The sequence below is a fragment of the Lelliottia jeotgali genome, assembly GCF_016771845.1.
Taxonomy (GTDB): Bacteria; Pseudomonadota; Gammaproteobacteria; order Enterobacterales; family Enterobacteriaceae; genus Enterobacter; species Enterobacter jeotgali.
Genome location: NZ_JAENMQ010000001.1, coordinates 386,359 through 408,188, shown reverse-complemented (window position 1 = coordinate 408,188; position 21,830 = coordinate 386,359). Strand labels below are relative to the sequence as shown.

At 54.9% G+C, this 21,830-nt stretch carries 21 protein-coding genes; 12 read left to right on the top strand and 9 right to left on the bottom strand.

Going from position 1 to position 21,830, the window contains the following annotated elements:
* The 3 genes from JBO43_RS01910 to patD are packed head-to-tail and all read left to right on the top strand — an operon-like array spanning position 1 to position 3,190.
* Positions 1-945, top strand: coding sequence for an ABC transporter permease (locus JBO43_RS01910; protein WP_202673602.1), 945 nt, complete (start codon positions 1-3; stop codon positions 943-945).
* Positions 935-1,741 carry an ABC transporter permease gene (locus JBO43_RS01905; protein WP_103945980.1) on the top strand — a complete coding sequence of 269 codons (807 nt, stop codon included), beginning with the start codon at positions 935-937 and terminating at the stop codon, positions 1,739-1,741. The genes JBO43_RS01910 and JBO43_RS01905 overlap by 11 nt, the downstream gene beginning before the upstream one ends.
* A 24-nt stretch (positions 1,742-1,765) precedes the next feature.
* Positions 1,766-3,190 (top strand): aminobutyraldehyde dehydrogenase, encoded by a 1,425-nt coding sequence (gene patD / locus JBO43_RS01900; protein ID WP_202673601.1) that lies wholly within the window; start codon positions 1,766-1,768, stop codon positions 3,188-3,190.
* Between the two features lie 169 nt (positions 3,191-3,359).
* Here patD and JBO43_RS01895 read toward each other — a convergent pair whose 3' ends face one another.
* The 3 genes from JBO43_RS01895 to JBO43_RS01885 are packed head-to-tail and all read right to left on the bottom strand — an operon-like array spanning position 3,360 to position 4,255.
* A complete protein-coding gene (locus JBO43_RS01895) occupies positions 3,360-3,542 on the bottom strand; it encodes a DUF1869 domain-containing protein (protein ID WP_095282123.1) in 183 nt (60 codons plus the stop codon).
* A gap of 4 nt (positions 3,543-3,546) precedes the next feature.
* Positions 3,547-3,900, bottom strand: coding sequence for a TehB family protein (locus tag JBO43_RS01890; protein ID WP_103949303.1), 354 nt, complete (start codon positions 3,898-3,900; stop codon positions 3,547-3,549).
* A 28-nt stretch (positions 3,901-3,928) separates the two neighbouring features.
* On the bottom strand, positions 3,929-4,255 hold the full coding sequence (locus tag JBO43_RS01885) for a TehB family protein (protein ID WP_095282121.1): 327 nt from the start codon (positions 4,253-4,255) through the stop codon (positions 3,929-3,931).
* 250 nt (positions 4,256-4,505) lie between these two features.
* On the opposite strand from JBO43_RS01885, the gene JBO43_RS01880 reads away from it, so the two are divergent.
* Positions 4,506-4,679, top strand: coding sequence for a GhoT/OrtT family toxin (locus JBO43_RS01880; RefSeq protein WP_095284283.1), 174 nt, complete (start codon positions 4,506-4,508; stop codon positions 4,677-4,679).
* A gap of 85 nt (positions 4,680-4,764) precedes the next feature.
* On the top strand, positions 4,765-5,523 hold the full coding sequence (locus JBO43_RS01875) for an alpha/beta fold hydrolase (RefSeq protein ID WP_202673600.1): 759 nt from the start codon (positions 4,765-4,767) through the stop codon (positions 5,521-5,523).
* Positions 5,524-5,554: 31 nt separating this feature from the next.
* Here the strand turns inward: JBO43_RS01875 and JBO43_RS01870 are convergent, their stop codons facing one another.
* The 3 genes from JBO43_RS01870 to JBO43_RS01860 are packed head-to-tail and all read right to left on the bottom strand — an operon-like array spanning position 5,555 to position 12,058.
* Positions 5,555-7,729: a virulence factor SrfC family protein gene (locus tag JBO43_RS01870; protein WP_202673599.1), complete on the bottom strand. Its 2,175-nt coding sequence runs from the start codon at positions 7,727-7,729 to the stop codon at positions 5,555-5,557.
* Positions 7,726-10,707, bottom strand: coding sequence for a virulence factor SrfB (locus JBO43_RS01865; protein WP_095282119.1), 2,982 nt, complete (start codon positions 10,705-10,707; stop codon positions 7,726-7,728). Before JBO43_RS01865 ends, JBO43_RS01870 begins: the two co-directional genes overlap by 4 nt.
* Positions 10,708-10,711: 4 nt before the next feature.
* The gene (locus JBO43_RS01860; protein ID WP_202673598.1) at positions 10,712-12,058 is read right to left on the bottom strand and encodes an SrfA family protein; all 1,347 of its coding nucleotides are present in this window, start codon (positions 12,056-12,058) and stop codon (positions 10,712-10,714) included.
* Positions 12,059-12,340: 282 nt separating this feature from the next.
* Between JBO43_RS01860 and JBO43_RS01855 the strand changes: the two genes are divergently transcribed.
* Positions 12,341-13,951 (top strand): ABC transporter substrate-binding protein, encoded by a 1,611-nt coding sequence (locus JBO43_RS01855; protein WP_095282117.1) that lies wholly within the window; start codon positions 12,341-12,343, stop codon positions 13,949-13,951.
* Positions 13,952-14,455: 504 nt separating this feature from the next.
* Positions 14,456-14,689 (top strand): DUF2526 family protein, encoded by a 234-nt coding sequence (locus tag JBO43_RS01850; protein ID WP_095282116.1) that lies wholly within the window; start codon positions 14,456-14,458, stop codon positions 14,687-14,689.
* Positions 14,690-14,692: 3 nt separating this feature from the next.
* On the opposite strand, the gene JBO43_RS01845 is transcribed toward JBO43_RS01850, so the two are convergent.
* Positions 14,693-15,142 (bottom strand): DMT family transporter, encoded by a 450-nt coding sequence (locus tag JBO43_RS01845; protein ID WP_202673597.1) that lies wholly within the window; start codon positions 15,140-15,142, stop codon positions 14,693-14,695.
* Positions 15,142-15,657, bottom strand: a complete 516-nt coding sequence (locus JBO43_RS01840; RefSeq protein ID WP_202673596.1) for a GNAT family N-acetyltransferase — start codon at positions 15,655-15,657, stop codon at positions 15,142-15,144. The genes JBO43_RS01845 and JBO43_RS01840 overlap by 1 nt, the downstream gene beginning before the upstream one ends.
* A gap of 147 nt (positions 15,658-15,804) precedes the next feature.
* Between JBO43_RS01840 and JBO43_RS01835 the strand changes: the two genes are divergently transcribed.
* From JBO43_RS01835 to JBO43_RS01815, 5 genes are all read left to right on the top strand, one after another.
* Complete coding sequence (locus JBO43_RS01835) at positions 15,805-16,380, top strand: helix-turn-helix domain-containing protein (RefSeq protein ID WP_095282113.1); 576 nt, start codon at positions 15,805-15,807, stop codon at positions 16,378-16,380.
* Between the two features lie 66 nt (positions 16,381-16,446).
* A complete protein-coding gene (locus JBO43_RS01830) occupies positions 16,447-17,484 on the top strand; it encodes an NADPH-dependent curcumin/dihydrocurcumin reductase (RefSeq protein ID WP_103945973.1) in 1,038 nt (345 codons plus the stop codon).
* 257 nt (positions 17,485-17,741) lie between these two features.
* On the top strand, positions 17,742-18,410 hold the full coding sequence (locus JBO43_RS01825) for a GntR family transcriptional regulator (protein ID WP_095284281.1): 669 nt from the start codon (positions 17,742-17,744) through the stop codon (positions 18,408-18,410).
* A 172-nt stretch (positions 18,411-18,582) separates the two neighbouring features.
* On the top strand, positions 18,583-19,089 hold the full coding sequence (locus tag JBO43_RS01820; RefSeq protein WP_237729905.1) for a hypothetical protein: 507 nt from the start codon (positions 18,583-18,585) through the stop codon (positions 19,087-19,089).
* A complete protein-coding gene (locus JBO43_RS01815) occupies positions 19,086-19,433 on the top strand; it encodes a hypothetical protein (RefSeq protein WP_133159901.1) in 348 nt (115 codons plus the stop codon). The genes JBO43_RS01820 and JBO43_RS01815 overlap by 4 nt, the downstream gene beginning before the upstream one ends.
* A 60-nt stretch (positions 19,434-19,493) precedes the next feature.
* Here the strand turns inward: JBO43_RS01815 and pqqU are convergent, their stop codons facing one another.
* Complete coding sequence (gene pqqU, locus JBO43_RS01810) at positions 19,494-21,608, bottom strand: TonB-dependent receptor PqqU (protein WP_202673595.1); 2,115 nt, start codon at positions 21,606-21,608, stop codon at positions 19,494-19,496.
* Between the last annotated feature and the right edge of the window lie 222 nt (positions 21,609-21,830).

Below are 21,830 nucleotides of genomic sequence, written 5' to 3'. Positions count from 1 at the left end.
ATGGATATGAGCGTTTCTCCTGCCTCCTCATCCCGTGGCCCGGTCAGCCGGGTCACCACGCTACTCTGGCGCAAACCGTCGCTCGGGCTATTTTTGCTGCTGCTTGGCCCGCTGATGTGGTTCGGGATTGTCTATCTTGGCTCGCTGCTGACCCTGCTGTGGCAAGGTTTTTACACCTTCGACGACTTCACCATGTCGGTGACGCCGGACCTGACTTTCGCGAACATCCTGGCTCTTTTTAACCCCGCCAATTACGACATTATCCTGCGCACCTTACTGATGGCGATTGCGGTCACGATTGCCAGCGCCATCCTGGCCTTTCCGATGGCGTGGTATATGGCGCGTTACACCAGCGGTAAATGGAAAGCGTTTTTCTATATCGCGGTGATGCTCCCGATGTGGGCGAGCTATATCGTTAAGGCTTACGCGTGGACGTTATTGCTGGCAAAAGATGGCGTTGCACAATGGTTTCTGGGTTATATGGGGCTGGAGCCGCTGCTGATGTCGGTGCTGACGCTACCTGCCATTGGCGGCAATACGCTGTCGACATCCGGGCTGGGGCGCTTCCTGGTTTTCGTCTATATCTGGCTGCCGTTTATGATCCTGCCGGTGCAGGCCGCGCTTGAGCGTCTGCCACCGTCGCTGTTACAAGCCTCCGCTGACCTCGGTGCGCGTCCTCGTCAGACTTTCCGCTATGTGGTGCTGCCGCTAGCCATTCCCGGTGTTGCCGCCGGATCGATATTTACCTTCTCACTGACGCTGGGTGATTTCATTGTGCCGCAGCTGGTCGGCCCGCCGGGGTATTACATCGGCAACATGGTTTATGCCCAACAGGGTGCGATAGGCAACATGCCAATGGCGGCGGCATTCACATTAGTGCCGATTGTTCTTATATCCCTCTATCTGGCGTTCGTGAAACGTCTGGGAGCCTTCGATGCACTCTGAACGCGCTCCCTGGTTCCTGAAAGTGGCGGCCTGGGGCGGGGTCATTTTCCTGCACTTCCCGCTGCTGATTATTGCCATCTATGCTTTTAATACGGAGGACGCGGCATTCAGCTTTCCGCCGAAGGGGCTCACGCTGAAGTGGTTCAGCGTGGCGGCGTCGCGCAGCGATATCATTGACTCGGTGACGTTGTCACTTCAAATTGCATCGCTTTCGACCGCCATCGCTCTGGTACTGGGGACGCTTGCGGCAGCCGCGCTGTGGCGCAGTGAGTTCTTCGGCAAAAACGCTATCTCGCTGCTACTTCTGCTGCCGATTGCGCTGCCGGGGATCATCACCGGGCTGGCGCTATTGACGGCATTTAAAACCATCAATCTGGAGCCGGGCTTTTTCACTATCGTCACCGGTCACGCCACGTTCTGCGTGGTGGTGGTGTTTAACAACGTCATCGCACGCTTTCGCCGAACCTCGTGGAGCCTGGTGGAAGCATCGATGGATTTAGGCGCAGACGGCTGGCAAACCTTCCGCTACGTGGTGTTGCCGAATTTAAGTTCTGCACTGCTGGCGGGGGGAATGCTGGCGTTTGCGCTGTCGTTCGATGAAATCATCGTCACGACATTTACGGCGGGACACGAACGCACGTTGCCGCTGTGGTTGCTCAATCAGCTCGGACGCCCGCGCGATGTGCCCGTCACCAACGTGGTCGCGCTGCTGGTGATGCTGGTGACAACCATTCCAATTCTGGGCGCCTGGTGGCTAACCCGTGACAACGAAAACGTGGTCGAAAGCGGGAAATAACTTTGATTTCAACAGGACAATGCTATGCAAAATCAACTGCTGATTAATGGTGAACTGGTCACCGGCGAAGGGGAAAAACAGCCGGTATACAATCCTGCAACGGGGGAAGTGCTGCTGGAGATCGCTGAGGCGTCTGCCGCTCAGGTCGATGCCGCCGTACGGTCCGCCGATAGTGCATTTTCCGAGTGGGGCCGCACGACGCCGAAAGCGCGTTCTGAGTGCTTACTGAAACTCGCTGATGTTATCGAGGAACATGCTGAAATCTTTGCGCGACTCGAATCACAAAACTGCGGCAAGCCGCTGCACTGCGTTATCAACGACGAAATCCCTGCGGTGGTGGATGTTTTCCGCTTCTTCGCCGGGGCGGCGCGTACCTTAAATGGCCTTGCTGCGGGCGAGTATCTTGACGGCCACACTTCGATGATTCGCCGCGACCCGGTCGGCGTGGTGGCCTCCATCGCGCCGTGGAACTATCCGTTGATGATGGCAGCCTGGAAGCTGGCTCCCGCACTGGCTGCCGGGAACTGCGTGGTGATTAAACCCTCTGAAATCACCCCGCTGACGGCACTAAAGCTGGGCGAGCTGGCAAAAGATATCTTCCCGGCTGGCGTCCTTAATGTCCTCTTCGGACGCGGAAAAACCGTTGGCGACCCACTGACCGGACACGAAAAAGTACGTATGGTATCGCTGACCGGATCGATCGCCACCGGCGAGCACATTATCGGCCACACGGCCTCGTCGATTAAACGCACGCATATGGAACTTGGCGGCAAAGCGCCGGTTATTGTCTTTGACGACGCCGATCTCGACGCGGTAGTGGAAGGAGTGCGCACCTTTGGTTTCTACAATGCAGGCCAGGACTGTACTGCAGCCTGCCGGATTTATGCGCAAAAAGGGATCTACAACGCGCTTGTCGAAAAACTCGGCGCGGCGATAGCGACGCTGAAAACCGGCGCACCGGATGATGAATCCACCGAGCTTGGGCCGCTCAGTTCCGCCGCGCATCTGGCGCGAGTTTGTCAGGCTGTGGATGCCGCCAAAGCGCTCGGTCATGTGAAAGTGGTGACCGGGGGCAATAAAGTGGACGGGGCAGGTTATTACTTCCAGCCCACTTTGCTGGCCGGCGCAAAACAGGAAGATGCCATCGTCCAGCGAGAAGTGTTCGGTCCGGTGGTGAGTATGACGGAATTTGACGACGAAGAGCAGGTTCTGGCCTGGGCGAATGACTCGCAATACGGCCTGGCCTCATCGGTCTGGACCAAAGACGTGGGTCGCGCCCATCGCATGAGTGCACAGTTGCAATACGGCTGCACCTGGGTGAATACCCATTTCATGCTGGTCAGCGAAATGCCGCACGGCGGAATGAAACTCTCTGGTTACGGCAAGGATATGTCTGTATATGGACTGGAAGATTACACCGTTGTTCGGCATGTGATGATTAAACACTAGTGCCGCCCGGCAAAAAACGCATCAATTCCGTAGGCCGGGTAAGGCGCAGCCGCCACCCGGCTTTTAGTTGGCCCCGCACCAGACTTCGCCCGGTGGCGCTTCGCTTACCGGGCCTACGAAACCCTTCATTTGTAGGCTGGGTAAGGCGAAACCGCCACCCGGCATTTTTCTACCACCCGCACACATCATGCTCATTTTCTGTGTCATACGCGCGCACGGTATTGACCAGATCTTTCACGACATCGGCGGCGACGTCGGGGATTAAAAGCTCCATCGGGGCTTGTGTCTCGTAATCTACCGACACGCCGTTACTGTTGTTCGTCACGGTGACGGTATACGTTGCCTTGCCCATGATCTTACTCCTTATGTGTATTAACGACTCTACCCAGGCCCGCACCTTCCAGGGTTGCATGTGGATCGGCGAAGAAATCAATACTGAAATACGTATCGTCGGTCAGAAGCTCAATGCGGTGCCATTTTTGCGGCGGCGAAATGCCAAAAGAACCCGCTTCGATAATGAGTTCCAGATCGGGTTCGGTGGCGTCAGCATCCGGGAAACCAAAGTATTTCACCGCACCTTGCATTACCGACAGGCGGCCATACACGCCCGCTTTGGTGTTGTGGTGAGTGAAAAGGGCCTTCGGTGCAGAATCTTTGTTCCAGAAAGGGGTTGCGCGAGTGTGAACAAAATTTTCAGGAATACGTAGCATGTGGAGTTCCTTATAAGCGTTCAGCTGTTCAAAGAGATTTCAAAACTTCAGGTTCAACAAAAAAATCGACGTTGAACACAGTATCGTCGGTCATCGTTTCGATGTGATGCCATTTTTCGGGTGGGAAAACACCGAAATGACCGGCCTCGATGATGAGTTCGCTGTCAGGCTCTGGCGTGAATTCGTCGGCATAGCCTAAGTAACGAATCGCCCCCTGGCTCACGGATAAACGGGGATAAACGCCCGGTCGCGTGCCGCGATCAAGATGGCGCTGGAAAATGCCTGCAGGAGCGGTGTCCTTGTTCCAGAAAGGCGTGGAACGGGTATGAATACAACTCGATGGAATGCGTAACATATTTTCTCCCTGTAAAACCTGCCGTTATTACACCACTTTCCTGACAGAACCATTGTGCAAAATGTGCATTTAAGATGCAACTTTAAAGGAGTAGTAAAAGAGGTAGAAAAGGCAGGGGGTTAGCACGGAAAAAATACTCAAATGTTATTAACCCTGTGATTTTAGTGGTTAATGTGTAACATTAAAACTTGATCTGTATCAACATATGACGCATATTGCGCGCGGTTATTTTATCGATCGAGTGCACAAAATGACGCTGTATCAAAAAATGCTGGTGTTTTACGCAGTCATGGCCGCGATTTGCGCCCTGATAACCTGGTTCCTGTCGAAAGACCGCAAGCGCATTCGTTTTCTGAGCGCATTTCTGGTGGGTTCCACGTGGCCGATGAGCTTCCCTGTCGCGCTGTTGATCTCGCTTTTCTGAAGCTCGCTTCCAGTTTTTAAAGACAAAATAGCATTCTGCTGCGCGTGACTGTATAAATACACAGTGCATCGTCAAAGGAGTGCTTATGAACAGTTTTTACTCGCAGCAGGCTGGCTGCACCGTCCGCTGGCAGGACCTCCCCGGTTCCGGCGATCCCGTGGTGTTTATTCACGGCCTCGGCTGCGCCTCTTCCTATGAATATCCCCGCGTCGTTAGCGATCCGCAGTTCGGTGCGCGTCGGGCCATTCTTATCGATCTTCCCGGCAGTGGCTACAGCGACAAACCTGAGCATTTTAGCTATCGCACATGCGATCAGGCGAAGGTCATTGTTGAACTCCTCAATCATATCGAGCTCAAGGCTTTCTGGCTCTACGGCCACAGTATGGGCGGCAGCATCGCCATCGAAACCGCGACGTTAGTTCAGGAGCGTCTTCGCGGGCTGATTGTCGCCGAACCCAATTTCCATGCTGGGGGTGGGATGTTCAGCCGCGGGATTGCCGCCCAGGATGAAACCGCTTTTATCGAGAGCGGATACGCCGCGATGTTGGCTGCTGAAACCTCGCCGTGGGCGGGGTGCCTGCGCAGTAATGCGCCGTATGCCGTCTGGCGCGGGGCTGCGTCGTTGGTCGCAGGCGTTCAGCCAGACTGGGCCGCACAATTTCTGGCGCTGAAATGCCCGGTGACGTTGCTGTTCGGCGAGATGTCGCTCCCTGATCCTGAGGCGGAAGAGATAAAGCAACGAGGCGTAAAGACGATCGTTATCCCCAGGGCGGGGCATTCGATGTCGTGGGAAAACCCTTCGGCGCTGGCGGGTGCGATCTCGGGCTGTCTCTTCGCAGGATAACAGCCCGCACATTCGCGGGCTGTCAAAGTGACTAGCGCAGAATCGTCTGTAACGCCTGACGTGCTGCTGGCTGAATATCGTGTGGATGCTGAAAATCCATGTTCTCAATCGCGCGAGTGTAAAGCGCAACCAGCCAGTCGTAAACATAGACGGTGGCGGCATGCACCGGTTGCTCACCCAGGCGGGTCAGTCTCGGCGTTGTGCTGCTGACCACTGGCGTCACGAAAATGGCCTGTCCTTTGCGCACGCGGCTTGCCGGACGCGAGGCTACCGGTGTTTCGGCGTAACCCAGCCAGCCGATGAAGTTACCGATGGCAGCATGTAACTGCGCTGCACTGCTTTTATCGGCTTCTACAATGCGCTGCAATTGTTGCGGGAGATTCAGGCGATAGCTGCTGATTGCCAGCGCATCGGCAATCTGTGGCAGCACGGAGATGTCCAGCCCCAGCCTGTGGGCTGTCGCTTCATTCCGGCTCCACTGGCGCAGATGATTGAGCCAGACGCGATGCGCCAGACGCGCTTTGTCTTTGGTCTGGAATGTCTCATGACCTTCGCTGGCGTTATCAGCAAAGAGATCAATAACGTCGGTGAACAGGCCATTAACCTGCTCTTCGCGCGGTTGTTGGACGGCGAGCAGCGTTTCGAAGGCTTTCAGTGGAGGCAACAGTCCTTCCAGCAGTTCGCCGTGACGAGCAGCGCTGGATTGAAGTGAACGCACCATCGCTTCGGCCTGAGTGCGTTGTGTTCCTGGCTCGACGGCGATCGGTGCCAGATAGCTGTTCATCAGTGCGTGAAGCTCTCGCTTTTGCGCGGTTTTTAAGGCCAGCAGGCGAGACTGTCGCTGCGTGGAAAGCGTCGCCTGAGACAGCCACTCCACCACGCGCTGCATGCTGTGCGTGTCCAGCGCCTGCAAGGTTCCCCAGCGCTGGCCGGGCTTGCCAAGCAGGTGCTGCACGGCCTCGTCCAGATTTTGCTTAGTGTGGAAACGCGCGTCGTGAGGAGTAATCGCCCATACCAGGCCTGGCAACGCTGACTCTTCCGCCGTTTGGGTCTCTTTCACCCAGTTCAGCAAGGTTTTGGCGGTTTTTGCCGTCTGCTCGTGTCGAGCGGTCGCATTGCAGATAACCAGCACATCGGGCTGCATCTGCTGGCGATAATGTTCGAGCAGCCACGTGCATTTCGCTTCTGCCAGAGGTGATAAATTTGCATCAGATGGCGCGGGGATATCAATAATATCGACGCTGTCGAGCACACCATTTTCAGCAGGCAAAACCAGCTCGCGAGTCAGAAACGCCAACACGTCGACGGGAATACTGATGGCATTCAGCATCTCACCGTCGTTCAGCGGGTGAAGTACCGCTTCTTGGGCATCAGGAGCGGTAAATTCCGCGCGGGTCAGGAATCCTTCGCTCGGCAGGCCAAAATTATCGACCAGCAAGCTCAGCGGTGCCGCCAGTTCACGGGCGTGACTGGTCTGATGCAGCACGTGCGCCAGTTTCAGCCACTGCTGGGTAATTTCCTGCTGCTCACCCCACAATAGCGACCAGGCGCTGGCTCGGGTGCTTAAATCCAGCGAAGGAATCAGTTGAGCGAACTGGTGCCAAAGCACATCGTCCATCTGTTGTTCAAAACCTGGCACGGCGCTGCGCCAGTAGCGGCCAATGGTCGCCACTTCCTGTGCGGTGATCCCCGGAACGGCCTGCGGCTGTCGCAGTGCGCGCCACTTTTCAACACGCGCTTCGATGACTGATTTTTCCACCGGGCGAATCAGCGTGTGGAGCGTGGTTCGGGCGATAAACAGCTGGACCAACTCGGCCTCTGTTACCAGGCTCAGGCGCAGAGGGAAAGCATCATCGCTGACATCACTCGCACGCGGCGTAAAACGTACCGCCATGTTGGTCAGGGCATGACCGGGGTTGATATGTGAAAAATAGTCAAAAGTACGCTGGCCGGGAGACACATCCAGACGACTATTTCCGCTGCCGCACAATGACGCCAGCAGGTGCGCCTTGGCTGCCTGGGAGTGGCCGTAAAGACCAATGCTGCTACGTCCTGAAAGAGCACGGTCTATGGCCTGTCCCCGCGCCTGTGCACAGGTCAGTTGGGCCAGCAGGGCGTCGGCATCGTTATCCAGCATTGGGGCGTGCAGACGCGTTTCATTGATCCACTCGATCAGGGCCTGAGTGGTGGCAGTCATCGCTGTCATTTGAGATATACACTCCCGCTGTCGATCCAGTAATGGCTTCCGCTGTGACGGCGATCGGCCAGGGTATTCAGTTTAAATGTTAAGGCGTCAGGCGGAACTGGCGTTCCGTCCTGGAGCCAGGCGTCGCTCAGTTCAAACGACTCTGGCCCTTCATGTTTTGTGCCGCCGCGCAGCTGTAAACGCACGTTCAACACACCGTCACCGGCGATGGATTTTGCCAGTTCTGCGGAGTTGATGCTCAGGGTATAGAGCGGAGTTGCCGGCCAGCGGGTGTTTGCCAGCTGACGGAATCCCAGCGTGACGTTACCGCGCAGCGGGAAGTGCAGTTTTGCATCCAGTTTTGCGCCCGGTTTATCGAGGTCGATGTCCTGATACCAGACGTTCTCTTCGCGCAGCGTGTTGACTGTATTGTCGAGCACGCCCAGATAACGCACGGTTGAATAAGCACCAATATCGGCGGCTTTAAAATTAAAGCGCGGTAAACGCAGATCCAGCGCAAGGCTGCACAGCATCGCCCCAACGGCGGCGGTAGATTTTGGATTACCGATGCGGCCCTGCTGGCTAAACGGATACCATTCGTGCACGCGATATTTATCCAGCCAGACGATACGGTTGACGGGCACTGGTTGCAGGTGGCGAATCAGCGCCTGCACGCCAGGCAGGCAGCCCGGACGCCCGGTGATCAGCAAAATGTCGCAGGCATAATGCGAAATGGCTTCACAAACGGCGTGCAGCGGGGCGGCCAGCGTAAACTGGCCTGTCAGCATTGCGTCCTGCATTTCGTGGAAGTTTACATGCAGCGGTACTGCAAACAGGTCGAACGGGGCGGAACCGGCTGGCAGTGCATGGTCGACCGCCTGCTGCAAATAGTTCATCACATTGCGGGTCGGCTGCTGTTTGAGCAGATCGCCGAAGGTGGCGTGCAATCCAGCCAGCGGATCGTCGATATCGCTGTTTTCCCATGCCGCCAGAATGGCGTGGCCTATTGGCATAAACAGCTGCAGAGCCGTCTGCTGTCGCAGGACTGCCTGGGTATCAATGCGCCCGGAATCACCAAACAGAGACGCCATCAGCAGTGAGGCGTCGGCGATACCGGATTTTTGCAGCTGTGTTTGCAAAGCTGGCAAAACGTAGCGCTGGATAACGTCCAACAGCGTATCGTCTCCTGCGACTTTAAAACCTTCGCGGAACAGCAGCTGTGGCGTGATTTTGACGTTATTCCCCGAACCATCATCCAGTTGATAATGGGTGATCGCCATATCTGTCGTGCCGCCGCCAATATCAATCGAGGCCACGCGCAGTGAGCGTCCAGGCTGGGCGCCGGGTTCGACTTCGCGATCGGGGCGGGCGAGGGAGGCGAAAAACGCTTCCGTCTGGCCGCCGAAGTGGGAAATGGCTTCGTTATACAGCCACACCAGCTGACCGCAGCTGGCTTCGTCCCATTCCATCTGGATGGTCGGGACCGGGATCACGCTCTTATCCTGCTGTTTACGGCTGGCAAAATCTTCATCCTGCGGGTGCCATCCCATCGCTTTCCAGACGATGGCGATAGCTTCAAACATCCGGCGGCGGAAAATCTCGCGCTCCTGTTTAGGCATCGCCGAGGGCAGGGTCAGGATCAGAGTACGCAGCTGACGCGGTGAAGCCGGGAAGCCTAAACGCAGACGCGTGGCGACGCTGTTAATCTGGCCCAGCGCCTGTGCGAGTAGTTCGCACAGCATGTGAGTCATCAGCGTGCTGCGACTGTACTGCGGTGAGAAGACCGGCAGACGCTCATCCTGTGGCAGGGTGAACAGCGGCTGGCCGTCATCATTCATCAGATTCATCAGCGGGAAAGCCGTCGCCAGGGGTTCGCGCTGGGTTTTGGCGTTCATCTGGCTAAATCGCCAGTCCTGAACTGTCGGGGTTTCGTCCCACAGATAGCGACGCGGGCTGGAGATCCCGCTGTTGCCTTCGGTGCCGAGGCGCTGCATTGCCAGTTTGCGTGCTTCATCGCCCACGCGAACGATAGATGGCCAGACAAAGGCATCTTCGCGTCCACTTTCGACCGAGAAGTGTTGTTTGCCAAAGCGGGCTTCAGAGAATTCCAGGCGGCTGGTAAACAGCGGCTCGTTCAGGAACTGCGGTTCGCTTAAGGAGCGTACCTGCAGCTCTGCGGTCTGGCGCAGGCCGTCGTTGGCATCGCCATGATCTTCAATGATCACGCCGCAGGTGTGAGTGTTGCCGACATCCAGAATCAGATCGACTGGAATCGCCGGGGTACTCAGGGTATGGGTAACAAATTTGACTTCCGGGACGGTGATCTGCTCGCCAAGCATGGTCATCAGATTGAGCCAGTGCGCCTGGTATTCAAACCCGCGCAGCGCCTGATGCAGGTCGCGCTCGGAGCGGTTTTCCACGCCGGTAGCGTAGCCCGTAAAGGCTTCGCGCAGCCAGCCATCAATCCAGGTTTGATCGAGGAAACTCAGCACTTCATCGTCGCGCCAGGCCAGCGCAAAACGGGTGCCGTTCAGGATGTCATTTTCGACCGGCGACAGGCCCGGTGTGGCGTGATCGGCAATCTGGCTGTCGAGCGCAAAGGTTACACGATGGGTATTGCCTGCGCTGTCCGGCGTCTCAAGCTTGCGTACCTGCGCCCGCGCCCAGTTATCCGGGCCGTCGACGAAGGTACGTGGAGGATTAAAGCGTAAAAAAGGAATGGGGAACCAGACGCCATCCAGCACCGCCAGAGACTGATGCAAGGTGTAGGTACTTTCTGGTTTCACCACTTCAGGCTGCCCGCCGCGACCCGCGGGTAAGGTATAGCGGCTGTTCACCAGATCATAATTGAGGCGCAGCAACGGGCCATTGGCGGTTTTACGTACGAAACGGCCCAGACTTGCCGAGTCCTGTGGCGTCAGGCCAAAATCAAGAAACTGTACGCCGCTGTTCGCAATCAGCGTCACGCTTTGTTTGTAGTCGCAAAGATTAACCAGCATAGGATCAGGCACCTGCTTTCTTGAACGTCAGCGGAACGACGGTTTTGGCATCATAACGGGCAGTGCATTCTGCCACGTCGTTAGTCCCGGCTTTACAGGCGATCTCCGGCATCGGGTAGCGCGAACCGTCAGTGCAGCGAGCATTGCCGCGGCTCTTAATCATCAGTTCGCCGTTGCTGTGCAGCCCGGAGAAGATGTCGCTTCGACAAACCACATTGTCACCGTGAACCACTCTGGCAATACCTTTGTTGTTCTGAATTTGGTAACGCAGTGAGGGTGGTTTTCCGGTAATCGGATCTTTCACGTCCAGCATCGCGCGCCAGGTGCCGTTGAGGAACTTGGTCGAACCGGTTTTCACCTGAACTGCGTCCATGACCATCGCATCTTTAGGTATGGCGGTGATGACAACGGCTTGCTCCACAGGTGCGGGCGCGGGTTCTGCTGCTTTTACTGGCAGGACTTCGGCTTGATGCAGCGGTAAATTCATCGTCATTTCCACTGCCGGTTTCACCGGTCTCGGTGCGATGGCTAATGGTGCAGGGGCTGACACTGGGGTCGGTTCTGCGGAAGGGGCCTGTTTCGGCCACAGCAGCGGCGCGGCAACAGCGGCGATAATCACGGCGGCTACAGGCAGGGACCAGAGCGGAACGCGGCGCTTCTTGCCGATAACGGCAGGCGCCGGTTCAACAGGCGTTGCCACTTCGGGCATTCGCACAGTGGCAGGCTCAGCCGAATACAAATCGTCCTCGGTTACCCGCACGACAGGCGGTGGCGCGACGAGCGGCGCGTCGGCTTGTTCAAAAACAATCGTCGGGGCGGGCTCTTCTGGCTCAGGTTCTTCTACCGGCGCAGGCATCGGTTCTGGTTTGAGCGATTCGCGCAGGCAATCCAGAACATCCTCGCGCGCATTTTCGTTGAGGTTCACAAACCCCCAGAACGTAATGACGGGCTTGCCGTCGACGAGGAACAGGAAATTTTCACCAGGGAACTGGAATGCTTTTGAGAGCAGGGAACCAAACAGCTGCTGAGCAGTTTTGGGTGACTGAAGGCTCTTTTTACTCAGCGACTCGACGCTGGAAAGGGTATTTTCCAGATAGCGCAAGGCGCGAAAACGTGCGTCTTCATCGGTTGCATTCCAGCTGGAAACGTCGCCATCTATCGGCGAATACCAGTCAACGCGGTCACCGCCGTCGTTGACCTGCGGGATGGCCAGACAATCGACAATAGCCTGCTGTTTGCGCAGACGAAGTGCTTCTCGGATTTGTAATGCTGATTCAAATACGGCCTGTCCGCCGCCGCCAACGGCCTGAAAATCATCGAGATTACCGCTGCGTAAAAGTGTTTTTGCCACGATTTGGTCCTGTAGACTTCTTCACACCATTACTTTAACGAAATCGAGATACAAGCAAACGGACGAGGAGACGCTAAAAGCGGCGATTTCTTACGGCATAGAACGTGGCGGTATTGCTTGACGACGTAGCTGACTTAAGGCAAATCAACCGGCGAGGGCTGTTTGTTAAACCAGCGAAATACGCTGCTTTAGAATAACCTGATAGTGTTTCGTTATTTGCCACTCGCTCAGGGCTGTGCTGTTATTAACCTTCTATATAATAAAACGAAAAGGCTTATAACCATGTCCACAGGTAAAAAGACAGGGAAAACGCTGCTCGCGCTGGCGCTGAGCACACTTTTACCGGCAAGCGCCGCTTGGGCGGCAAACACAGATACGATTATTTACTGTTCCGAGGCGTCACCGGAATCGTTCAACCCGCAAATCGCCAGTTCTGGCCCGTCATTCGTTGCCAGTTCTCAGGTGCTTTATAACCGTTTGATCAATTTTGATCCGGTCAAGAATACCCCCGTTCCGTCACTGGCGGAGTCGTGGACCATTTCGCCTGACGGCAAAACCTATACATTTACGCTGCGTAAGGGCGTGAAGTTTAATAGCAATAAATTCTTCAAACCGACGCGTGATTTTAACGCTGATGACGTTATCTTCTCGGTGCTGCGCCAGAAAGACCCTAAACATCCGTACCACAACGTTTCGCAGGGCAATTACGAATACTTTAATGACGTCGGTCTGGACAAACTGATTCAGGACGTGAAAAAAGTCGATGATTATCATGTGCAGTTTGTGCTGACCGAGCCGAATGCGGCGTTCCTGGCCGACTGGGGAATGGATTTCGCCTCCATTTTGTCAGCCGAATATGCCGACGTGATGCTTAAAAAAGGCACGCCGGAAAACGTCGACACCTGGCCTATCGGCACCGGTCCGTATGTGTTGCAACAATATAAAGTTGATTCGCAGATCCGCTATCTCGCCAACCCAAATTACTGGGACGGTGCGGTCCCGACTAAACACCTGATTTTCTCTATCACGCCTAACGTCGAAACACGTCTGGCGAAGCTGCAAACCAACGAGTGCCAGATTATTCCTGCGCCTTCGCCGGTGCAGTTTGATGTGATTAAGAACAACAAAGATCTGACGCTGCACTCCGTTGATGCGCTGAACGTCGGCTATCTGGCGTTTAATACGGAGAAAAAACCGTTTGATAACGTGCTGGTGCGCCAGGCGCTGAACTATGCGACCGATAAAACGGCCATCGTGAATGCGGTGTTTATGGGCTCCGGTACGGTCGCTAAATCACCAATTCCGCCAAATATGCTTGGCTATAACAAAGATCTGAAAGATTACAGCTACGACCCGGAAAAAGCGAAAGCGCTGCTGAAGCAGGCTGGGCTGGAGAAGGGCGCAGAAGTGACGCTGTGGTCGATGCCGGTTCAGCGCCCGTATAACCCGAACTCCAAACGCATCGCAGAGATGATCCAGAACGACTGGGCGAAGGTCGGCGTGAAGGCGAAAATTGTATCTTATGAGTGGGGCGAATATCTGTCCGGCATGCGTAAAGGCGAGCACGACGCCGCGCTGTTTGGCTGGATGTCCGATAACGGCGACCCGGACAACTTCGCCGATGTGCTGTTGGGCTGTAACAGTATCAAGACCGGTTCCAATGCCGCGCGCTGGTGTGACAAAGGGTATAATGACCTCGTACAGAAAGCGAAACTGACCAGTGAACCAGCGAAACGTGCAGAGCTCTACGGTCAGGCGCAGGAGATTTTCTACCAGCAGGCTCCGTGGATTGCGCTGGCGAATGGCAAAACGTTCTACGCCACCCGCAGCAATGTCACGGGTTATAGCGTTAGCCTGATGGGAAGCGATTTCTCAAAAGCGAAGCTGAATTAACATTTCAGTATTTGTAGGGGCGGTGCGGCTTAAAACGCCCGGTGGCGCTGCGCTTACCGGGCCTACAAAACACCGCACAGAACCCGTAGGTCGGGTAAGGCGCAGCCGCCACCCGACAAAAAGACCGCACAGAACCCGTAGGCCGGGTAAGGCGTAGCCGCCACCCGACAAAAAGACAGCACAGAACCGTAGGCCGGGTAAGGCGTAGCCGCCACCCGGTAAAAAGACCGCAAAGAACCCGTAGGCCGGGTAAGGCGCAGCCGCCACCCGACAAAAAGACCGCACAGAACCCGTAGGCCGGGTAAGGCGCAGCCGCCACCCGGCAAAAAGACCGCAAAGAACCCGTAGGCCGGGTAAGGCGTAGCCGCCACCCGGTAAAAAGACCGCAAAGAGCCCGTAGGCCGGGTAAGGCGTAGCCGCCACCCGACAAAAAGACCGCACAGAACCCGTAGGCCGGGTAAGGCGTAGCCGCCACCCGGCAAACTCAGTTAACAAGGAGTGACGATGTCACATTTAGATGAAGTGATTGCCCGCGTGGATGCGGCGGTGGAAGAGAGTGTTATCACCCATATGAACGAACTGCTGGTCGAGCTCAGCGAAGACACCGAGCTGACCCGCGAAGATCGTTACGCTCAGCAGCAGCGACTGCGCAACACCATCGCCCACCACGGCAAACAGCACAAAGAAGAAGCAGAAGCCCGCCATGAGCACCTGACCCAGGGCGGCTCGATTATTTAAGGTTCAGAACTGGCGTCTCGCCACAAGCCAGGCGCCCACCACCAACAGCACTGCGCCGCAAACTGGGCCAATTAGCGCGCGCAGCGGAATGCCCTGGCTTTTCACGATGTCCATCACCATTCCACCAATCAACTGGCTGGCGACCAGCACTGCAATAGTGGTCGCCGCGCCGACGTACTGATAGCCGCTAATACTGGCGAAAACAAAGAACGACCCCAGCAGGCCCGGAATCAGCGTCCACCAGCGGATCGTCGATGCCAGCTCGCTAAAGCCCGCCACGCCGTTTTTAATCAGCAAGATACTGACAAACAGCACAATACCAACCAGCGAGTTCAGCAGCATAGCGATTAAAATCGTCGAAGACGATTGAGTGATGCGTACCATCAGCGTGTTTTGCACCACCAGGCCGATCCCGGCTGCCACCAGAAAGACCAGCGTCAGGGACTGATTCATCAGATAGCGTCCGGTTCGTTTCGATCGTCGAGCTGGAGCTGCATAAAGGTCAAATCCAACCAGCGGCCAAATTTGGTCCCCACTTGCGGCATCTGCCCGGTGACGACAAAGCCCAGCGTTTCGTGCAGGTGAACAGAAACCTGATTTTGCGACTCGATACCCGCGACCATCACGTGTTTGCCAATAGCGCGGGCCTCAACGATCAGCTTTTTCATCAGTTCGCGGCCAATGCCTTTACCCTGGTGATCGGGATGAACGTAAACCGAGTGTTCGACGGTATGACGAAAACCGTCAAAGGCGCGCCAGTCGCCAAATGAAGCATAGCCCGTCACCACGCCGTTTTCTTCCGTCACTAATACCGGATAGCCCATCAGTGTTCGCGCTTCAAACCAGGCAATGCGGTTATCAGTATCGACGGTGGTGTCGTTCCAGATGGCGGCGGTGTGGAGTACCGCATGGTTGTAAATCTCGCCGATGGCGGCGCAATCTTCTTTGCTGGCGTGACGAATCATCATCGGAACCTCGAAATGTGTTGTTCACTATAGTAGACATTATTCACACAATATTACACAAGCGCGCGGCCATACTGCTACGGCATAAGACATATTTTTTTGTTATGACAACGCCATTGAAATCGGGTCTATACACTATAGTATGACGATATGAACACTATGCCAGACGATATGAATCAACGGATTAGCGCGCGTATTCGGGTAGAACGCGAGTCGCGCGGCTGGTCTCTGAGCGAGCTTGCTGAACGGGCAGGCGTCTCGCGCGCCATGATCCACAAAATTGAACGCAGCGAAAGTAGCCCAACCGCCACACTTCTGGCACGGCTTTCGGGTGCGTTTGGCATCAGCATGTCCACGCTGATTGCCCGCGCTGAGATGCAGGAGGGTAAATTGCTACGATTGGCTAATCAGCCAGTGTGGCGCGATCCGCAAAGTCACTATCTGCGTCGCCACGTTTCTCCCCGCACTGATTTGCCGATTGACCTGGTTCAGGTTGAGCTTCCTGGTGGCAGTGATGTGCCGATGCCTGCTTCGTCCTATGCCCTGGCGCGCCAGCTTATCTGGCTACAGTCCGGTGAGCTGGTATTCCAGGAGGGCGATACCCGGCATGAAATGCAGGCCGGAGATTGTCTGGAACTGGGGCCGCCGAACGACTGTCGCTTCATCAATGAGACGCAGCAACCCTGCGTCTATCTGGTGGTGCGCCTGAATCAGTCTGGCTCGTAATGATAAGGCAGTTGTCGGCAACAGGCGCTAGTCTCTAAGGACATTTGCGCAACAAAGGAGCTACCCATGAGTCAATCTGCAAAAACAAACCGCCGTCTGGTGCTGGCCTCTCGCCCGCACGGTGCGCCGGTGGCGGACAATTTTCGCCTGGAAGAGCAGCCGGTGCCGACGCCTGCGGACGGGCAACTGCTGCTGCGAACCGTCTGGCTTTCACTTGATCCTTATATGCGTGGCCGCATGAGCGATGCGCCCTCCTATTCACCGCCGGTCGACGTTGGCGCGGTAATGGTGGGCGGCACGGTCAGTCGCGTAGAGCAGTCGAACCATCCGAAATTTAAAGCGGGCGAGTGGGTACTGGGTTATAGCGGCTGGCAGGAGTATGAACTCTCTGACGGCGCGGGCCTCGTCAAGCTGGGCGAAGAGGTTGAAAATCCGTCCTGGGCGCTGGGTGTGCTGGGGATGCCGGGTTTCACCGCGTATATGGGGCTGCTGGATATCGGCCAGCCGAAGGCGGGCGAGACGCTGGTAGTCGCTGCGGCCACCGGGCCAGTCGGGGCAACCGTCGGGCAGATCGGCAAGATTAAAGGCTGTCATGTGGTAGGCATCGCGGGCGGTGTGGAAAAATGTCGTCATGCGGTCGACGTGCTGGGATTTGACCAGTGTCTGGATCACCACGCGGATGATTTTGCCGAACAACTGGCGCAAGCCTGCCCGAAAGGCATCGATGTTTATTACGAAAACGTCGGCGGTAAGGTCTTTGATGCGGTACTCCCGCTTCTCAACACCTCGGCGCGCGTGCCGGTCTGTGGACTGGTGAGCGGATACAACGCCACGTCACTGCCCGACGGGCCAGACCGTTTACCGCTGCTGATGGGGACGTTGCTCAAAAAACGCATCCGTATGCAGGGCTTTATCATCAGCCTTGATTACAGCCATCGCATTCACGAGTTCCAGGAAGAGATGGGGCGCTGGATCAAAGAGGGCAAAATTCAGTATCGCGAACAGGTTACCGACGGACTTGAAAATGCGCCTCAGACCTTCATTGGCATGCTGGAAGGAAAAAATTTCGGCAAAGTCGTGATTCGCGTGGCGAAGGATAACTAATGGTACTAAATATGGCGGGAATCCCCGCCATAATATATTCTTAAAGTTTGACTATAATGTCTTTAATAATACCAGCATAGCGATCGTTCCTGCTGGAACGTGTTAGCTGGATGCATAAAAGAAACATAATTTTTAGTTCGTCATTTTAGCGTTACCCCCAATACCAGGCATGAAGATACAGGATATATTTAACAGGCCCCGTCATGGTCAAGGCGGGGGCGGTGAATAGCGCTTATTTTAAGCTGAAGGAAATGAACATGCTGGAATTGGAAAATTTGGAAAAAGCCCAACGTTTGAGCCTTACGATGCAAGTTGAGGTAAGTTTAAAAGGGGCGTTGATTGCCGGAGCGCTCAAACCTGGCGCAAGGCTCATTACCAAAGAAATTGCGGATAAATTAGGCACCAGCATTACTCCCGTTCGCGAAGCACTTTTGCGACTGGTTTCCGCCGGGGCACTGCACGCTACCCCTGCACAGGCCTTTCTGGTGCCGGAAATAACCCTCGAGCGTTATACAGAAATTAGCGCCATTCGAAAGCAATTGGAAACAATGGCTGTCGCTGCCGCCTGCGAAAATATGACTGATAATAAGATGCTGGAATTACGGGATCTGGCTGAAAAATTCCACACAGCGATGCGTAACGGCGAGGCGCAACGCGCCTTACACGCCAATCGTGCGTTTCGTTTCAGGCTGTATGAACACGCGAAAATGCCGACATTAACGGCAATGATTGAACAACTTTGGGTGCGTATTGGCCCATGCTTCAATTATCTGTATGAAGATGTTCACGACATTACACAGTATTCCTATCGCTACGATGAGCTGCTCGATGCTCTCGAACGCGGGGATGTCCAGGCCTGTGATAAAGCGATAGATAAACTGATTGAAGGCTCGACGGCGCTTTTATTGCAGCAATATTTTAGTTAAGGAATAGTTTAATTCCTTTTTACTTCTCCATTAAAACTATTGCCCTACTTAACTATTACCCGGAGGAATTGCTCTTCCGGGAATATTATTTCATGTTTATTGATGTAAAAAGTCACCATCAAGTTTTGAGGAGGCATGCCGATATTCACTCTACTTTGTTAGACAAGGATAGATGATGAAATATCTGAGCTGGATTTTGATTCCTGTTGCCCTGAGCGTATCAGGCTGCAGCACGTTATTCCCAGAGCCAAAACTGTACACCCCTCCGACAAACAGTGCTGATGTCGCAAAAATCCGTCTTATCGGGCCTCCGATGAGCTACGGGATTTATCAATACGACCCTTCTGGTAAACAAACGGGTGGCTGGGTTTTAAAGCATAATCGTTACCTCAATCCTTTCTTGGGTTCAACAAAGGATATTGGTTTACCCAAAATAACCGGAAAGAGTTACAAAGATGATTATTTTGAAACGCTGCTAATACCGAATCAAAAAACCACCATTGAGCATTCATTGTATCAGGGCTGCCACGTATCCCTTTCATTCGTACCTGAAAAGCAAAAAATCTACGAAGGGCACATCAGCTACGCAGACAAGACGGGCTACTGCGTGCTGTATATGAAGGAAGTCGCATTAGATACTACCAATGGCATCTATGTGGAAAAGGATGTTAAGCAATGAGAGCGGCGAAGGCGTTAGGAATTGTTTTACTTGTCTTAATGAGCGCGTCATGCGCGTCAAATTACGATAAAACGGGCGCAACCAGCTTAGCGCAGTATTCTGAAAAAGAGATCAAACAGAAAATCACTCCTGAGGTGACCACCCGCAAAGATGTTCTGATTGCCTTCGGCGTGCCCGCCAATACGCCGGATTACAACAAAGTGAACCACTGGGTATATACCTCAAAAATCGTCGATCGTCGCATCTATCTTATCATTCCGGTGATCCTCGACAGGAAACAATATCTGTCGGTTGATTTCTCTGATAAAGGGATTGTGACCGCGTACCGTTACGTTGAGGAATGAAAGGCCCCGAAACCCCGCCTTCGTCAGGCGGGGTTTATGATGCGTAGCGTCTATTAATCGTTATTCGAAACGATACGAAACTGACATTCCCACGCCGTAATTACGCCCCGGAGCCGGTTCGTAGTAGCGGCCGTTGGATTCGTTAACGATGACCGATCCGACATACTCTTTGTCGAACAGGTTATCGACGCGCCCGAAGACGTCCATTCCCCAGTTGCCGTAGTTAAATTTGTAGCCCGTATTCAGGCCGACCACGGTGTAGGAAGGGGCTTTGGCGGTGTTTTCATCGTCCGCCATAATGTCGCTCATGTAGCGCACATCCGAACCTGCGTACCAGCCTTCTTCCGGCTGCCAGCCGAACGACGCATAGCCCATATTGCGCGCGATGCCCGGCATACGGTTACCATTACAGTCGGCGTCAGAGCAGACGTTAGTGCGGTAGGTCGCATCCAGATACGTCCACGCCATTTTCAGCTTCCAGTTCTCGGCAAACTGCTGATCGAGAGACAGTTCCACGCCCTGACGACGGGTTTTCCCGGCGTTTTTATAGCTGGTGCGACCGCCGGAACTGGCGTCCACGACGATCTCATCATCCGTATCGGTGCGGAACAGCGCCGCCGTCAACAGACCATTGCCGATGCGGGTTTTACTGCCCACTTCGTAGGTATTGTTGGTGGACGGTTTCAGGCCGAAGTTCAGCCCGCTTTGATTCCCGGAGCGGTAAGACAGCTCGTTAATGGTCGGCGTTTCAAATCCGCGACCAGCGGCGGCATAGACATTCCACGCGTCGGTGATGGCGTATTTTAACGCGCTGGCAGGCAGCCATTTGTGATAGCTCGCGTCACCGCTGTCATCCCCGTTGGTGCCCTGCACGTAATGATCGTTGGAATCAAACCACACGGAGCTGTAGCGCACGCCCGCATCCAGGGACAGTTTTTGCGTCAGCTGCCAGCTCGTTTGCAGATACGGGTCAACGTTCCACATCAGGTTGCGTTCGTCGCGGCGTTTATCGCCTTTGACGCCATATTCCGGCACGCCATTATTCATGACGAAGTTTTCATAACCGCGACGATCTTCGCTCATGTTTTCGTAGTTCAAACCCGTGGTGAAAGTGACCGGCACCAGCAGTTCGCCGCGATGCGTCCAGCGGGTGTCCACGCCCTGATAGTGGCGCTGCATGTCGATAACGCCGCCGGAGTGGGTCTCTTTAAGTTGCGCCTGATACGGAATTGACTGGTACTGCGTCATTTCGCGCTCACCGGCGTACATCATCACGCTGAGATCGTCCTGCTCCGTCAGCTGACGCTCATAGCGCAGGCCCGCCTGGGTCTGTTTGATGGTTTTGCGGGTGTTGTACTGATCGGCGCGTGGCGACTGACGCGGATTGTCGCGCCACTCCTGATAATCCAGTCCGCCCGGATCGTTGGCTTTCATATCGACGCTGTTAAAAATCAGCGTCAGTTTGCTGGCATCGTCAATACGCACGCCGAGTTTGGCGTTGGCGAGATTTTTACGTGCGCCGCTGTGATCACGATAGCCCTGGGTGGTGAAGCGGGTGGTGGAAACAGTGTAATCCACGTCGCCCGCGTGGGTCCCATCGCCCATCGCACCGGTGGCTTTCATCCCGTAGCGCCAGGTTCCGTAGCTGCCGTAATAGCTGCTCGCCTCAATAGTCGGCGGCTGCTGTCCCGTCTGGCTGGCGATATTGATCACCCCACCGGAGGCGTTGCCGTACAGGGCGGAAAACGGGCCGCGCAGCACTTCAACGCTATCAATACTGGAGAGGTCGATATTCGAGGTCTGCCCCTGACCGTCGGGCATTGTGGCCGGAATGCCGTCGACGTACATGCGAATGCCGCGCACGCCGAAGGTCGAGCGTGCGCCAAATCCACGCATGGAGAGCTGCAAATCCTGGGCATAGTTCTGACGGTTCTGGATTTGTAAACCCGGAACGCTGCCGAGCGATTCTGAAAGGTTGATGCGCGGCGCGGCCTGACGCATATCGTCCCCGTTAACCACGCTGACAGCAGCAGGGGTATCGAGTTCAGAAACGGTCTGCGGCGTAGCGCTGACGATCATCGTTTGTTCTTGTGCAGCCAGAACGGATGCGGAGGCGAAGATCGTCGGCATCCACAAAAGGGAGAGCGTGGCCTGACGGGCAGAAATGATTTTCATGAATAGAAGCCAGTAGATGGAAGAAACGAACCAAATGGAACACATGTGCGTATGGTAAATCTTTTGTAAATAATTTGAAAACTTTAACAGCACATTAGGTTAACGGGAAACAAAGTCTCCACATTTACTGGAATAATGATTACTATTCTCAACAATAAATATGACGAAGCCATGACTTCGTCTCAGGGAAGCAATGTCGGCATTACTACATTTTTTATCAAA